This window comes from Pyxidicoccus sp. M6 (assembly GCF_055568925.1).
Window position 1 is genome coordinate 3,919,469 of record NZ_CM145714.1, and the last position, 13,369, is coordinate 3,932,837.

Below are 13,369 nucleotides of genomic sequence, written 5' to 3' on the forward strand. Positions count from 1 at the left end.
CAGGATTCGCCTCCATCATGACGACGACGAACGAGACGCAGGGCCTGAACTTCCTCCAGGAAATCATCGAGGAAGACCGGCGCACCGGGAAGCACGGCGGTCGCGTGCACACCCGCTTCCCGCCCGAGCCCAACGGCTACCTCCATATCGGCCACGCCAAGTCCATCTGCCTCAACTTCGGGCTGGCGCAGCAATATGGCGGCAAGTGCAACCTGCGTTTCGACGACACCAACCCCGTCACCGAGGACACGGACTACGTCGAGTCCATCCAGCGTGACGTGAAGTGGCTGGGCTTCGACTGGGAGGACCGCAAGTTCTTCGCGTCCGACTACTTCCCGAAGCTCTACGACTTCGCCGTCGAGCTCATCAAGCAGGGCAAGGCCTACGTGTGCAGCCTGTCCGCGGACGAGATTCGCGAGTACCGCGGCGACTTCACCACGCCGGGCCGTGACAGCCCGTACCGCAACCGCTCCGTCGAGGAGAACCTGGACCTCTTCCAGCGCATGCGCGCGGGCGAGTTCCCCGACGGCAAGCACACCCTGCGGGCGAAAATCGACATGACGTCGCCCAACCCCGTGTTGCGCGACCCGCCCATCTACCGCATCCGTCACGCGCACCACCACCGCACCGGCGATGCGTGGCCCATCTACCCGCTCTACGACTTCGCGCACTGTCTGTCGGACGCGATTGAAGGGATTACCCACTCCGTCTGTACGCTGGAGTTCGAGAACCGGCGCGTGCTGTATGACTGGATTGTCGACGCGCTCATCAAGGGCGACCGGCCGTACCAGTACGAGTTCTCCCGGCTGAACCTCAACTACGCGGTGATGAGCAAGCGCAAGCTGCTCAAGCTCGTGAATGAGGGCCATGTGTCCGGCTGGGACGACCCGCGCATGATGACCATCTCCGGCCTGCGCCGGCGCGGCTTCACCCCGGCGTCCATCCGCGACTTCGCGACGCGCGTGGGCGTGAGCAAGACGGAGCAGCTCATCGACATGGGGGTGCTGGAGCTGTGCATCCGCGAGGACCTCAACGAGACGGCCCCTCGCGCCATGGCCGTGCTGCGCCCGCTGAAGGTGGTGCTGGAGAACTACCCGGAGGGGCAGGTGGAGCACCTGGAGGTGCAGAACCATCCGCAGAAGCCGGAGATGGGTTCTCGCCAGGTGCCCTTCATGCGCGAGCTGTACATCGAGGCGGATGACTTCATGGAGGACCCGCCGAAGGGCTTCTTCCGGCTCGCGCCCGGCAAGGAGGTGCGCCTGCGCTCGGCGTACTTCATCAAGTGCGAGAAGGTCATCAAGGACGCCGCGGGCAACGTGGTGGAGCTGCGCTGCTCGTATGACCCGGCGACGCGTGGTGGCAACGCGCCGGATGGCCGCAAGGTGAAGGGCACGCTGCACTGGGTGCCGGGCAATGCGCCCACCGCCGAGGTGCGCCTGTATGACAGGCTCTTCTCCGTGGAGAATCCGGGCGCGGACGACGAGAAGGACTTCACCACCTTCCTCAATCCGAGCAGCCTCGAGGTGCTTCGCAACGCGCGCGTGGAGCCGATGCTGGCGGACGCCGCCGCGGAGTCCCGCTTCCAGTTCGAGCGCCAGGGGTACTTCTACGTGGACGCGAAGGACTCGAAGCCGGGCAAGCCCGTCTTCAACCGCACGGTGACGCTGAAGGACTCGTGGGTGAAGGAGCAGACGAAGGGGAAGTAGTCCTTCCGCGCTGATGTGGAATCGAGGGCCCCTGGGATGGTTGCCATCCCCGGGGCCCTTTCTCTTTCAGGGCGCTGCCGGCTTGGGCGGCACCCGGCACGCGGCATGGCCGAGGATGACGTCTCCGTCGACGGTGCTCGTGGGCGTGGGCGTCCATCCCTCTGTGAGCCGGGCGTCCAGCATCTCATCTGCGTCGGGTCGGTGGTCCCACACGGAGACCGCATTCACTCCGCCCAGTCAGGTGGTGTCGAAGACGAGGTAGCGCCCGTTCTTCCACGGCACCACGACGTCGTGGGTGAACTCGTCCTGGACGACGACCTCCGCCACGTCGCGCGGCGGCGTGTCCGAGAAGCCCCAGCGCACCACGTCCTGCAGCAGCGTCAGCGGGGCGAGCTCCCGCTCCAGCGCGGCGAGCTGCTCGGCGGGCAGTCCAGAGGGGTCCTTCAGGGGCACCATGCCGGCAGCATACCGCTTCCCGCGCCGCGTGCCCCGGACCCGGGGGCGAGGCGGGCATGCGAGGAACAGTCGCCCCTCCCGTCCGCGGTGTCCCCGTCCCCATGGCGAGGCAGGCACCCAAGGGGCGGTTGAATCACGGCCGCTTCGAGGCCACTCCTCCCGTGAGGTCGGGGACATTCCGCTCCGATGCAAGAGGAGGCTCACGCATCATGGCCTGCGGCACGCTCCCACACTTGTGGCCTACGCCCACGCAGGCCGAAGTCGACGCCATCATCCGCATGGAGGACCCGGTCCTCCGCAACCTCCACATCACCCAGACGTACCACGTGCTGAAGGTGGCCCTCACCGACGTGCTCGGCGAGGAGGACGTCAACTGGTGCGGCTTCGCCACGTGGGCGTCGAAGACGGCGGGCGCCTTCATCCGCAAGGACGTGCTGCCGGGGCTGCTGGCGGACCTGTTGGACAGGGCCGACGCGGTGACTCGGAGCATCGCGGAATTACAAGACAGGCTGCTCGGCGCATGGGGCGCGTCCGTGGGCGTGCAGTTCGTCATGGCGCGGACGCTGGAGGACATCATTGACGAGGTGGCCCGCCACGCGGCGCGCGGGAACTTCATCGTCTTCGAGGAGCTGGCCCCGCTCTACGTGGACCTGCTGGAGAGGTTCTCGGGGCTCGACGCGCCGGACGCGTCGCGGCTGGAGGCGGTGCTGTCGAAGCTGGTGCCGGGGCCGGTGGAGGAGGGCGGGCAGGACCTGCTCATCCGCGCGGCGAAGGCGTACTACGAGGCCATCTTCACGAAGGACCGCAAGGCGCGCGCGGAGCTGATGTTCCTGGCCAATGCACTGGTGGGCTATCACGAGCAGACGCGCCTGCAGGGGCCGGTGCTCGCCGCGCTGAATGCGCCGCTGCGCGAGGTGTTCCTGGACAACCTGGTGGAGTTCACCCGCGCGGACCCGAGGCGCCGCGTGCGCGACATGCCCGAGTGGGGACTGCGCGGGGCCTTCACGCCGTTGGCCACGCGGCTGGAGCGCCTGTGGCGCGAGCTGGAGACGAAGACGCTGATGCGCATCGAGCTGCCGGACGTGACGATGCGGCTGGGCGAGGACATCCCCGCGCTCACCTCGGAGCGGGACTTCCCGCCGGACCTGACGCGGCTGGAGCACCCGGAGCTCGTGGCGTTGATGGCGGAGCTGGACAGGACGCCGGACGACACGGCGGGCAGCGCGGCGCGGGACTGGGGGAGCCTGGGCGACAGGATGAACCTCATCGTGGACCTGTTCCGAGTGAGGCAGCAGGACCGGCTCCTGTATGACCAGCCCTTCACCTTCCTGCAGGTGGACGCGTTCCAGCAGGGGCGGGTGCCGCACGGGCGGCTATGAGGACTTGCCGGAGTCGGTGGGGGCCTCGCGCGTCATCTCCACCATGGTGGGGCGCCAGCCGAGCTTCGCGAACATGCGCTGGGCGGCCTCGTTCTTCGCGGCGGTGTGCAGCACGACGCGGGGGGCACCGAGGGCGACGAGGCGCTTCATGAGCTCCTCGGCGAGCAGGACACCCACGCCCGCGCGGCGGGCTTTCTCGTCCACCCAGATGTCGTGGAAGCCGCCGCAGCGGTCCATCAGCATGTTCCAGTCCACGTCCTCGACGCGGCCGTACGCATAGCCGGCGACTGCGCCATCGAGCTCGGCGACGATGACGACGGCCTTCTTGTTCTTCGCCTCCTTGCCCAGCCACCAGCGGTAGCCGGACTCCACGTCGTCCGGGAGCATGAAGCGCTGCGGGTCGTAGTCATGGTGCAGGCGCGCGAGCGCCGCGCCCATGCGGCCCAGGGCGGGTTCATCGGAAGGCTTCGCGGGGCGGATGGTGACGGACATGGATGTACCGTCGCGGAAGGTGGTGTGGAGGGGCAAGCAGGGAATGCGCTTCCGTGCTGCGTCCATCACAGACATCGGGCTCCCGAGCCAGGCCCTGCTCGGGAGTCATCAGGAGGCGCGCATGCGCTGGGTCGAGTCGGCGGGAGGTCCGCCACGGCGCTCAGCGCATCTTGAGCACCACCCGGAAGCGGGCGCGGTTGCTCATCATGCGCTCGTAGGCCTCGGCGACGCGTTCGAGGGGGAACGTCTCGTTGCGTGAGCGCACATCCGCGAGCGCGCTGAAGGCCATGGTGTCTTGCGAGTCCTGGGGATTGCCGCTCGGCCAGCCCTGCACGCGCGTGCGCTTGAGAATCATGGGCAGCCCTTGGATGGGAATGGGCTCGGAGCCCGCGCCCAGCAGCAGCAGCGTGCCATTGCGTCCCAGGCCTCCGAGCAGCTCACCCGCGAGGCTGCTGCTCGACGCGGTCACCATGATGACGCGCGCCCCGCCCATCTTCTGGAGGGCCTCGGCCGCCTTGCCGCGCTCGGTGTCGATGTACTCGTGTGCACCGAGCTCGAGCGCGAGTTGCCGCTTGTCGCCTCCGCGCGAGATGGCGACGGTGCGGTAGCCCAGCTTGCGCGCGTATTGGATGGCGAGGTGTCCGAGCCCGCCGATGCCCTGCACCGCCACGAGGTCGCCCGGCCGCACCTCCATGTTGCGCAGGGAGTTGAACGTGGTGACGCCCGCGCAGAGCAGGGGCGCGGCGTCGTCGGAGCCCATCCCCTCGGGAACGCGCGCGAGCACGTCCTGGGCGGCCACCATGTACTCGGCGTAACCGCCATCGAAGCTGATGCCGCTCACCTGCTGCACCACGCAGGTGACGAAGTCGCCGACGCGGCAGGCATCACACTGTCCGCAGTGGCCACCGTGCCAGCCCACGCCGACGTGCTGGCCCTCCTTCCAGGCAGTCACGCCGGGACCCACGCGGTCGATGCGGCCCACCACCTCGTGGCCCGGGACTCGCGGGTACTGGATGGGCATCCAGCCTTCCTTGGTGATGGCGTCGCTGTGGCAGATGCCGCACGCCTCCACCGCGAGGCGCACCTGCCCCGGGCCAGGCTCGGGGATGTCTCGCTCGACGATTTCGAATGGGCCTCCGGCCTTCGGTACCTGCACTGCCTTCATCTTCCTGGCCATCGCGTCTCCTGTGGGTGTGAGGGACGCGGGTCAATATGGGCAGGCTGCTGGCGCGGGAGGTGGCGGAGTGGAACCGGACAGGAAGGCGGTTGCCAAGCCTCCTGGCGTATGACTGCGATCTCGGCGGAGGGACTTTCTTCGGTCAAGCTGAAGTGTCCGTCACCCACATCTCATTCCAAGGCGGTGGCCGCCCGTCGTTCTTCCTCCCAGGGAGTGGTCACCTCCGGAGTTCTGATGCCGTAATCGGTGGTGGCAAGAGGATGTGATGATTGCTGAGCAGGTGGCTCTGAATGTTACGGCCGGATTTCATTGCTGAGTTGTCTCGCTGCGGCAGCGCGCTGCGGGAGTTGTCGCGTCGGGAGCGCTGGCAGTGGATGCAGACGTGGCGCGAAGTCTACGCGGCGTCGCTCCATGCGAAGACGGGGGCTTGGAAGCAGGGAGCATTCGACTGGCATGTCTTCAGCTTCGATGCCGCGCGTGCGCTGCGCGGCACCAAGGCGGAGCACGCCTATTTTCACGAGCAACCAGGGACGCTGCTCGTGATTCCGGAAAACGAGCAACTGCCCGCCGTGAGGCTCGAAGCCGAGCGACTGCCCAACCTGGTCCCCATCGGGCAGGACATCTACGTCTGGCCACTGGACCTGACCTGGACGATGGCCTTCACTCACGAGATGTCCGTAACTCCTCGCCTGAGCCCGTCGTGACGGGGGGGCGGATGAAGTGCGAAGTCGACGCTCGACTCAAAGCAGGAGGAGCGCGACGGCATGGACTTGAAGGAGACGGCGCAGAAGCTGAAGGAGCAGGTGGAAGCGCAGCGGGGTCGCGGGACGCGGTGGCGATTCGAGGAGGGCTTCCGTGCGCAGGTGGTGGCGTATCTGAGGGCGCGGCAGGCGGAGGGAGGGACGCAGGAGGAAGCGGCGCGGGAGGTGGGCCTGTCCTCGTGGACGCTGTCGCGGTGGGGCCGGCAGGCAGGCCCGGTGAAGCGAGGGCGGCCCGCGCGAGCAGCACCGGAGACGAGTGGCGCGGCCTTCCACCCGGTGGAGATGAAGCGCGAGGTGGCGGTACGCAGCGCGCTGGTGGTGCACGGGCCCGGGGGCGTGCGGGTGGAGGGCCTCAGCGTGACGCAGGTGGTGCAGGTGCTCAGGGGGCTTGGGGGATGATGGGCACCACGCGCAGGCTGGCGGTGTACGCGTACGCGCGCCCGTGCGACATGCGCAAGTCCTTCGACACGCTGTCGGCACTGGTGACGCAGGGCATGGGGCGCGAGCTGCTGAGTGGTGACGTTTTTCTCTTCGTGGGTGGAAACCGGAAGCGGGCCAAAGCCCTCTTTTTCGACGGCACGGGGCTGTGCCTGTACGCGAAGCGGCTGGAGAGGGGCCGGTTCGCGGCGGTGTGGAAGCGGGCAGAAGAGGGCGAGCCGGTGGCGCTAACGCTGCCGGAGCTGGCGCTCTTCTTCGAGGGCAGCGAATTGGTAGGGCACCAGGCGCTCTCGCCCGCGGCGGCCGAGGCGGTGCCGGTCTTCGCGCTGGCGCGGGGCCAGGTGGGCTGAGGAGCTTGCAACCTGGAGGGTGGTGTGGCACCAGCACGACCCAGCATGGTGCGGCTGGAAACCGAGCGAGACGTCGAAAGGCTACGCCAGGCGGCGCTGCTGCTGGAGGCGGAGAATCGCCGCCTGACCTCGCGGGTGGTGGAGTTGACGCGCCAGCTTTTGACGGCGCGCGGCGAGGCCGCCGAGGTGCTGCAGCTGCGGCTGGCGGAAGTCGAGCGGCAGCTTTCCCAGGCACGCGCCGCCCTCTTCGGCCCCTCCAGCGAGAAGCGCCCGCGCCCGAAGCCCGAGCCGCCGCCCACCGAGGGCAAGCCCCAGCGAGGCCACGGCCCGCGCCAGCAGGCGCTGCCGGTGGAAGAGGAGGTGCACCTTTTGGACGAGGCGGACCAGCAGTGTCCCCAGTGTGGCGGCGCGCTTTCGCCCATGGCCGGCCAGTACGAGGAGGCCGAGGAAGTCGACGTGGTGGAGCGACGCTTCGTCCTCAAGCGCCACCGGCGGCAGAAGTACCGCTGCGGCTGCGGCGCGTGCGTGGAGACAGCCCTGGGCCCGCCAAAGCTGGTGCCGGGGGGCCGCTACTCCGTGGCCTTCGCCATTGAAGTCGCCGTGCAGAAGTACCTCGACCACGCGCCGTTGGAGCGGCAGGTGCGGGCCATGGCGCGCGAGGGCATGGTGGTGGACAGCCAGACGCTCTGGGACCAGGTGCGGCTGCTGGCGCGCCTGCTGCTACCGACGTGGGAAGCGCTTTGGCTTGAGCAATTACGCCAGCAGGTGCTGGGCGCGGACGAGACGCGCTGGCCGCTGTTGGGCAGCCCGGGACAGACGAAGTGGCACCTGTGGGCGCTGGCCAGTGCGCACGCCGTCGTCTACCGCATCGCCGAAACCCGAGGGGCCGAGGCCGCGCGCGAGCTGTTGAAAGACTTTTCCGGCGTGTTGATGGCGGACGGCTACGCCGTCTACGGGGCCTTGCAGAAGGAGAGTGCTGGGCGCTTCCAGGTGGCGCACTGCTGGGCGCATGTGCGGAGGAAGTTTCTGGAGTGCGGCGGGCCCCAGGCGGCAGTCGCTGTGGAGCTCATTGGCGAGGTGTACCAAGTGGAGCGCGAGTACCAGACGGGCCCGCCCGACTTGCAGCGGTTGCACGCACTTCGCCAGCAGAAGAGCCGCCCGGTGGTGGCCCGCCTGCACGCGTGGGCCCTCCAGGTGCGCGTGCTGCCCGAGTCCGCGCTGGGCAAGGCCCTGCGCTACCTGGGCGAGCTGTGGCCCGGACTGACGCGCTTCCTGGACGACGCACGCGTGCCCTTGGACAATAACGCCACCGAGCGTGCCCTGCGCGGGCCGGTGGTGGGACGCAAGAACCACTACGGCAGCCGCAGCCGCCGCGGCACCGAGGTGGCCGCCATTCTCTACAGCCTGCTGGAGTCGGCGAAGCTGTGCGGCGTCGAGCCCAAGGCCTACCTGCGCGCTGCCGTGCTGGCGGCGCTCAACGGCGAGTCGCCACTGCTACCGCACCAGTACGCGACAGCTGCCTGAAAGGGCTTCCATGGCCGCGAAGATTTCCGAAACCCTGCTGGAGTACGCCGCGCCACTGCTCGCGCAGATGCCACCAGGCGCGTCGCTTCAGCAGCAGCAGGCCTTTCTCCAAGTCGTCATCACCGTCTGGAATGCGCTGGTAGTGGCGCAGTGGGGGAAGGAGAACCTGTTGCCCGATGTCTACCGGCGCCTGGAAGCGATGCCCCAGCCCGGCCGGACAACGATGCTCGCGATGGTCGACGCGCTCGTGGACCGCAAGCGCCAGCACTTCGCGAACGACCTGCGCGCCGTGGGCCGCTGGGAACTGCGCGTGAAGGCGAACGGAGAACTCTCCCTCTGGGCGGAGGCACGCGGTCCATCACGCTGAGTCGGGCCACAGCGGCATCATCCGCCGAGCTCTCCGTCAACGGAGAACTCGACGGGCTCGGGCGAGGACTTACAGATGTCCATCGGGCTTGGACCGTACTTCAGCCGCCGGGAGTGGATGGAGGATTAGGCTGGCTGCGGACGCTGGCGGCGGGCCTTCTCGCGGCGCTCGGCGCGGAGCATGTCCCACACGCCCCAGACCGCGATGAGCGTCAGTGCCATGCCGCCCAGTGCCAGCACGTAGCTGGCGATGCCGGCGCTGCCCACCTCGAGGCAGGCCACGGACGGGTCACCCGGCTCATAGTGCACGGGCACGTGGTGCCCGGACGCGTAGTGGTGCGTCACGCGCTGCGCATCCGGCAGCGAGCCCGCGTCGTTGCCGCCGAACGAAATCGTGCTGGCCGAGTACGGCGTGCCGGCCACCAAGTACTGGTAATGCACCTCCGGGTGGAAGCGGACGCCCCCGCGGCGGCTGCGAAGCGTCTCCACCGACGAGGAGGTGATGGTGGCATCCGTCGTGGGCCAGCTCGAGCTCTGGTGCGCCCGAACCACCGTCCGCGCCCCGCCGTAGGCGAGCGCCACCCCGACCATCAGCATCAATCCCGCCATCATCCACTTCTTCATCTCGGTTCTTCCTCGTCCGCCAGGTGGCCCGCCGCGCGAGCCCTCCCGGCGTGGCGTGTGGTTCGTGTCCTGCATTGCACGGGACACGCCAGGGCCTTCCCCTGGGACAGCACCTCCGAGCGCCTTCCCCCTGGGGCAATCCGCCCCAGTTGGGGCATTTCGCCTCAACGCCAGCCCACTTTGGCCTCCCCGGGACAGGCGGTGGCGGGGCAGACTGTTCCCACACCATGGCCTCCTTCGACACCGAGCTCGACACCGCCCGCCGCATCGCCCGCCAGGCCGGCGACATCCTCCTGCGCATCTATGCCACCGACTTCGCCGTCCAGGACAAGGCCGGAGGCATGGGCCCCGTCACCGAGGCCGACGAGCAGGCCAACGCCTTCATCGTGGCCGAGCTGCGCAAGGCCTTCCCCGGTGACGGCGTGGTGGCCGAGGAGTCCGACAACGGCTCCGAGGGCAAGCGCGAGCGCTGCTGGTACGTGGACCCGCTCGATGGCACCCAGGAGTTCGTCAACCGCAACGGCGAGTTCGCCATCCACATCGGCCTCGCCGTGGCCGGGCAGGCGAAGGTGGGCGTCGTCTTCCGTCCCGTGGGGGACGTGCTGTACTCGGGCGTGGTGGGGCAGGGCGGCTTCGTGGAGCGCGAGGGCGCGCGCAAGGAGTTGCGCGTCTCGGACGTGGCGGAGCCGGCGTCGATGCGGCTCGTGGTGTCACGCTCGCACCGCTCGAAGCTGACGGACGCGGTGGCGAAGCAGCTCGGCATCACCCGCGAGAAGGAGTCCGGCTCGGTGGGCCTCAAGTGCGGGCTGCTCGCCGAGGCCACCGCCGACATCTACATCCACACCAGCGGCAAGAGCTACCGCTGGGACAACTGCGCGCCGGAGGCCGTGCTGCGCTCGGCCGGAGGCATCCTCACGGACCTGGGCGGCACGCCGTACGCGTATGACGGCTCCGAGTTGCAGAACCACCGCGGCCTGCTCGCGTGCAACGCCGTGGCCTTCCCGCAGGTGCAGCCCGTGGTGGCCCGCTTCGCGCGCGAGGCCGGCATCCTCCGCTGAGAAGCTCAGGGCGGGGCTTCGCGCTTCGAGCGGAGCCACGCCGCGAGACGCTCGGGCTCATCGACGTTCTCCAGCGTCAGCTCGCGAGAAGCGTCGCTCGGGCCATACTTCACCACGACCAGCCCCGGGTTTTGACGGCTCCACGGCGCGGTGAGGCGCGCTCGCACCTCGGTCAGCTCCGCATACGGCACGATGACGGGCTCGACGGTGGAGGACGCCGCGCGCCACTCGATGGCCGTCTCGGTGAAGCGCACCCGGGGAAGCTCGCGCCAGCGCTTCATGGCCCGCCAGAGCGCCAGCAACAGGAGCCCCGCTCCGGCCAGCAGGCCGCTCTTCCCGTCGCCCACGGGGAGGATGAAGGCGAGCGCCGCCAGCACCATCCACGGAAGGGCATCGAAGAGCGCCGCGAAGAACCGCGCGGTCATCGAGAGCTCGAATGGGGGTGACAGGTCCATCGACAGGGACTCGCGCTCCACTGCATGCTGGAGCCCGTCCCGCTCGGCCTGGAGCGATTCCAGTCGGGCCCGGAGTTGGTCGTGCTCGTGGGAGAGCGCATCGAAAGCAGGGTGCTCATCGCGAAGCCGGGCCCGGGTCTCCTGCACTGCCTGGGCGAGCTCGGAATCTTCAGGGCGCTCGAGTCGCATGGAGGAGCTTCTTCTCCCGGGCCTGCGCGGCGCGTCTTCGCAGATAGGTGGCGAGCCGGTCCGCTTCATCCACGGTGCTCAGCACCACCCTCCGGTCATGGGTGGTGACACTCACGGTGCCGACGAGGCTGTCATGGCGCTGCACCTCCACCTCCACCACGTCGTGGTACAGCACCCGGTTTCGTTCTCCCGTCCGGATGCGCTCGCAGAAGCCTTCCTCGTCGAAGCTCCAGAAGGGCTGCACGTCGGCATCCTCGGCGGCCTTGAAGTAGCGCATCGCCGCGAGGTCACACGTAATCAGGAGGAGCAGCCCCAGGGCTTGTGGGCTCCGCTGATACATGACGGCGAGGTTGAGTAACGTCACCAGCGGCGCAAGCAGTACCAGGAGGCCTCTGCGGACGAGCCAGGTGCTCTTCGACCGGGAGGGAATGGCCAGGAACGGCGGTACCAATTGGTCCGGCAATGAAGGCTCGAACCGCTTCTCGCCGCGCGTGGCTTGCAGCGTCTCGCGCAGCCCCCGGACCTCCGCCTCCATCGCGGCCACCTTCGCGGCGAGCTCGGCATTCTCCGCGGGCAATGACTCGCGCTGGCGGCGGACGTGGCGCAGCTCCTGCTGGAGTTCCTCCAGCTCGTCCCGTTGCGAGCGCTCAGGCGTGGTGCGAGTCCGCGTCGTCACGGACGCAAATGCTAGCCCGCGTCCGCCGCGCGGCGCAGCTCGGCGAACAGGCGTGCGAGGTCCGCGAGCTGGTAGTGCGCGTTGAGGCCGCTCGGGTTGGGGAGCACCCACAGTCGTGCCGGACCCAGCGTCTCCGGCTGGAGCCCGGGCTGGGCCTTGGGCCTGGCGAAGGCGGTGCGATAGGCGCTCACGCCGAGCACCGCGAGGAAGCGCGGGCGGTAGCGCTTCACCTTCACCTCCAGCGACTTCGCGCCCTCGCGCAGCTCCGCGTCGTCCAAAAGGTCCGCGGTGGCCGTGGCCCGGTCCACCACGTTGGTGATGCCGTAGCCCAGCGAGAGGAGCTCCTCCTGCTCGAAGGGCATCAGGAGGCGCGGGGTGATGCCCGCGGCGTGCAGCGTGGGCCAGAAGCGGTTGCCCGGCCGGGCGAAGTGGACGCCCACCACCGCGGAGTAGAGGCTGGGGTTGATGCCGCAGAAGAGGACGCGCAGGCCGCGCTGGATGAGGTCCGGCATCGTCCGGTCGGTGGCGGCGTCCAGCTCCGCGCGCGTGGGCTTGCGTGTCGGTGTCGTCATGTGCGGCCGGGATATTCGCGGGCCTACCCGGGAAGGCAACGAGAAGCGACATGACGCCTGGGGTGGGGTGCCTTCCGGGCGTGGAGGCTCAGGGTTGCTCGGACGGCTGGCGGTAAGGCTCCGGCTGGGGCAGTCTCCGCGCGCTCCCGCTGTCTTTCCAGACACGGCGCACCGCCCAGGAGGACGCTCGAGATGCCCCAAATCGTGACGCTGACGCTCAACCCGGCCATCGACGTGGCCACGTCGGTGCCGGAGGTAACACCCGAGCACAAGCTGCGCTGTGGCCCCGCCCGCCGAGACCCGGGCGGCGGCGGCATCAACGTGGCGCGCGTGGTGCGCGAGCTGGGTGGAGAGTCCATCGCCGTCTACACGCGCGGCGGCCCCACCGGCCATATGCTGGAGCACCTGCTGGAGGAGAAGGGCCTTTTGCGCCGCTCCATCCCCATCCATGGCTACACCCGCGAGAGCTTCACGGTGGCCGAGGGCACCAGCGCGCGCGAGTACCGCTTCATCCTCCCGGGCCCCACGCTGACCGAGCACGAGTGGCAGCGCTGCCTGGACGCGGTGGCCGAGGTGTCCGTGGGCGCGGCCTTCATCGTGGCCAGCGGCAGCCTCGCGCCGGGCGTGCCCGAGGACTTCTACGCGCGCGTCGCGCGGCTCGGGAAGAAGCAGGGCGTGCGCGTGGTGGTGGACACCAATGGGCCGCCCCTCCGCGCGGCGCTGGAGGAGGGCGTGTACCTCGCGAAGCCCAACCGCCGCGAGCTGAGGGACCTCACCGGCATGAAGACGGAGGAGCTGGCCTCGCAGGCCGCCGCGGCTCGCGAGCTGGTGGCGAAGGGACGCGCGGAGGTGCTCGCCGTGTCCATGGGCGCGGACGGCGCGATGCTGACGACGCGCGAGGGGCAGATTCGCGCGTTGACGCCGCCGGTGGAGACGCACAGCTCCGTGGGCGCGGGTGACAGCTTCGTGGCCGGCCTGACGCTGGCCCTGGCCCGGGGCAAGTCGCCCGAGGAGGCCCTGCGCTGGGGCATCGCCTCCGGCACGGGCGCGCTCCTGTCGCAGGGCACGGACCTGTGCCACCGCGCGGACGTGGAGCGCCTGTTCGCCCAGGTGAAGACGATGCCCGTGTCCCCCGCGTAGCCGCTC

16 protein-coding genes are annotated in these 13,369 nt (G+C 69.2%); 9 read left to right on the top strand and 7 right to left on the bottom strand.

Features of this window, described 5'->3' with window-relative positions:
• The first annotated feature begins 17 nt into the window (after positions 1 to 17).
• Positions 18 to 1,706: a glutamine--tRNA ligase/YqeY domain fusion protein gene (locus ACVTJA_RS15575; RefSeq protein WP_465837161.1), complete on the top strand. Its 1,689-nt coding sequence runs from the start codon at positions 18 to 20 to the stop codon at positions 1,704 to 1,706.
• A 237-nt stretch (positions 1,707 to 1,943) separates the two neighbouring features.
• Here ACVTJA_RS15575 and ACVTJA_RS15580 read toward each other — a convergent pair whose 3' ends face one another.
• Entirely contained in the window at positions 1,944 to 2,162 is a 219-nt protein-coding gene (locus ACVTJA_RS15580) for a hypothetical protein (protein WP_465837162.1), read from the bottom strand.
• Positions 2,163 to 2,695: 533 nt separating this feature from the next.
• On the opposite strand from ACVTJA_RS15580, the gene ACVTJA_RS15585 reads away from it, so the two are divergent.
• On the top strand, positions 2,696 to 3,541 hold the full coding sequence (locus ACVTJA_RS15585) for a hypothetical protein (protein WP_465837163.1): 846 nt from the start codon (positions 2,696 to 2,698) through the stop codon (positions 3,539 to 3,541).
• On the opposite strand, the gene ACVTJA_RS15590 is transcribed toward ACVTJA_RS15585, so the two are convergent.
• Both ACVTJA_RS15590 and ACVTJA_RS15595 read right to left on the bottom strand, forming a co-directional pair.
• Positions 3,536 to 4,033: a GNAT family N-acetyltransferase gene (locus tag ACVTJA_RS15590; protein WP_465837164.1), complete on the bottom strand. Its 498-nt coding sequence runs from the start codon at positions 4,031 to 4,033 to the stop codon at positions 3,536 to 3,538. The genes ACVTJA_RS15585 and ACVTJA_RS15590 overlap by 6 nt on opposite strands.
• A 160-nt stretch (positions 4,034 to 4,193) precedes the next feature.
• Positions 4,194 to 5,210, bottom strand: a complete 1,017-nt coding sequence (locus ACVTJA_RS15595) for an alcohol dehydrogenase (RefSeq protein WP_465837165.1) — start codon at positions 5,208 to 5,210, stop codon at positions 4,194 to 4,196.
• Positions 5,211 to 5,500: 290 nt separating this feature from the next.
• Between ACVTJA_RS15595 and ACVTJA_RS15600 the strand changes: the two genes are divergently transcribed.
• The 5 genes from ACVTJA_RS15600 to ACVTJA_RS15620 are packed head-to-tail and all read left to right on the top strand — an operon-like array spanning position 5,501 to position 8,650.
• Positions 5,501 to 5,914 carry a DUF4275 family protein gene (locus tag ACVTJA_RS15600; protein ID WP_465837166.1) on the top strand — a complete coding sequence of 138 codons (414 nt, stop codon included), beginning with the start codon at positions 5,501 to 5,503 and terminating at the stop codon, positions 5,912 to 5,914.
• 60 nt (positions 5,915 to 5,974) lie between these two features.
• Positions 5,975 to 6,370 carry a hypothetical protein gene (locus ACVTJA_RS15605; RefSeq protein WP_465832657.1) on the top strand — a complete coding sequence of 132 codons (396 nt, stop codon included), beginning with the start codon at positions 5,975 to 5,977 and terminating at the stop codon, positions 6,368 to 6,370.
• Positions 6,367 to 6,759, top strand: a complete 393-nt coding sequence (gene tnpB / locus ACVTJA_RS15610; RefSeq protein WP_465832655.1) for an IS66 family insertion sequence element accessory protein TnpB — start codon at positions 6,367 to 6,369, stop codon at positions 6,757 to 6,759. The genes ACVTJA_RS15605 and tnpB overlap by 4 nt, the downstream gene beginning before the upstream one ends.
• A gap of 24 nt (positions 6,760 to 6,783) precedes the next feature.
• Entirely contained in the window at positions 6,784 to 8,283 is a 1,500-nt protein-coding gene (gene tnpC, locus ACVTJA_RS15615; RefSeq protein ID WP_465832653.1) for an IS66 family transposase, read from the top strand.
• Between the two features lie 10 nt (positions 8,284 to 8,293).
• Positions 8,294 to 8,650 (top strand): hypothetical protein, encoded by a 357-nt coding sequence (locus ACVTJA_RS15620; protein ID WP_465832652.1) that lies wholly within the window; start codon positions 8,294 to 8,296, stop codon positions 8,648 to 8,650.
• Positions 8,651 to 8,775: 125 nt separating this feature from the next.
• Here the strand turns inward: ACVTJA_RS15620 and ACVTJA_RS15625 are convergent, their stop codons facing one another.
• Positions 8,776 to 9,273, bottom strand: a complete 498-nt coding sequence (locus tag ACVTJA_RS15625) for a DUF3592 domain-containing protein (RefSeq protein WP_465837167.1) — start codon at positions 9,271 to 9,273, stop codon at positions 8,776 to 8,778.
• A gap of 227 nt (positions 9,274 to 9,500) precedes the next feature.
• On the opposite strand from ACVTJA_RS15625, the gene ACVTJA_RS15630 reads away from it, so the two are divergent.
• Positions 9,501 to 10,331, top strand: coding sequence for a 3'(2'),5'-bisphosphate nucleotidase CysQ family protein (locus tag ACVTJA_RS15630; protein ID WP_465837168.1), 831 nt, complete (start codon positions 9,501 to 9,503; stop codon positions 10,329 to 10,331).
• A 5-nt stretch (positions 10,332 to 10,336) separates the two neighbouring features.
• Here ACVTJA_RS15630 and ACVTJA_RS15635 read toward each other — a convergent pair whose 3' ends face one another.
• Genes ACVTJA_RS15635 through mug form a run of 3 tightly spaced genes read right to left on the bottom strand, consistent with a single transcriptional unit; the run spans position 10,337 to position 12,163 of the window.
• Positions 10,337 to 10,975 (bottom strand): hypothetical protein, encoded by a 639-nt coding sequence (locus ACVTJA_RS15635; RefSeq protein WP_465837169.1) that lies wholly within the window; start codon positions 10,973 to 10,975, stop codon positions 10,337 to 10,339.
• The gene (locus ACVTJA_RS15640; RefSeq protein WP_465837170.1) at positions 10,956 to 11,651 is read right to left on the bottom strand and encodes a hypothetical protein; all 696 of its coding nucleotides are present in this window, start codon (positions 11,649 to 11,651) and stop codon (positions 10,956 to 10,958) included. Before ACVTJA_RS15640 ends, ACVTJA_RS15635 begins: the two co-directional genes overlap by 20 nt.
• An 11-nt stretch (positions 11,652 to 11,662) precedes the next feature.
• Complete coding sequence (mug, locus tag ACVTJA_RS15645; protein ID WP_465840400.1) at positions 11,663 to 12,163, bottom strand: G/U mismatch-specific DNA glycosylase; 501 nt, start codon at positions 12,161 to 12,163, stop codon at positions 11,663 to 11,665.
• A gap of 252 nt (positions 12,164 to 12,415) precedes the next feature.
• Between mug and ACVTJA_RS15650 the strand changes: the two genes are divergently transcribed.
• Complete coding sequence (locus ACVTJA_RS15650; protein WP_465837171.1) at positions 12,416 to 13,363, top strand: 1-phosphofructokinase family hexose kinase; 948 nt, start codon at positions 12,416 to 12,418, stop codon at positions 13,361 to 13,363.
• Positions 13,364 to 13,369: the final 6 nt, after the last annotated feature.

Coding starts and splice junctions, on each gene's coding strand:
- ACVTJA_RS15575 (WP_465837161.1), top strand. CDS start 18: ATGACGACGACGAACGAGACGCAGGGCCTGAACTTCCTCCAGGAAATC.
- ACVTJA_RS15580 (WP_465837162.1), bottom strand. CDS start 2,162: ATGGTGCCCCTGAAGGACCCCTCTGGACTGCCCGCCGAGCAGCTCGCC.
- ACVTJA_RS15590 (WP_465837164.1), bottom strand. CDS start 4,033: ATGTCCGTCACCATCCGCCCCGCGAAGCCTTCCGATGAACCCGCCCTG.
- ACVTJA_RS15595 (WP_465837165.1), bottom strand. CDS start 5,210: ATGGCCAGGAAGATGAAGGCAGTGCAGGTACCGAAGGCCGGAGGCCCA.
- ACVTJA_RS15600 (WP_465837166.1), top strand. CDS start 5,501: ATGTTACGGCCGGATTTCATTGCTGAGTTGTCTCGCTGCGGCAGCGCG.
- ACVTJA_RS15605 (WP_465832657.1), top strand. CDS start 5,975: ATGGACTTGAAGGAGACGGCGCAGAAGCTGAAGGAGCAGGTGGAAGCG.
- tnpB (WP_465832655.1), top strand. CDS start 6,367: ATGATGGGCACCACGCGCAGGCTGGCGGTGTACGCGTACGCGCGCCCG.
- ACVTJA_RS15620 (WP_465832652.1), top strand. CDS start 8,294: ATGGCCGCGAAGATTTCCGAAACCCTGCTGGAGTACGCCGCGCCACTG.
- ACVTJA_RS15625 (WP_465837167.1), bottom strand. CDS start 9,273: ATGAAGAAGTGGATGATGGCGGGATTGATGCTGATGGTCGGGGTGGCG.
- ACVTJA_RS15630 (WP_465837168.1), top strand. CDS start 9,501: ATGGCCTCCTTCGACACCGAGCTCGACACCGCCCGCCGCATCGCCCGC.
- ACVTJA_RS15635 (WP_465837169.1), bottom strand. CDS start 10,975: ATGCGACTCGAGCGCCCTGAAGATTCCGAGCTCGCCCAGGCAGTGCAG.
- mug (WP_465840400.1), bottom strand. CDS start 12,163: ATGCCGGACCTCATCCAGCGCGGCCTGCGCGTCCTCTTCTGCGGCATC.
- ACVTJA_RS15650 (WP_465837171.1), top strand. CDS start 12,416: ATGCCCCAAATCGTGACGCTGACGCTCAACCCGGCCATCGACGTGGCC.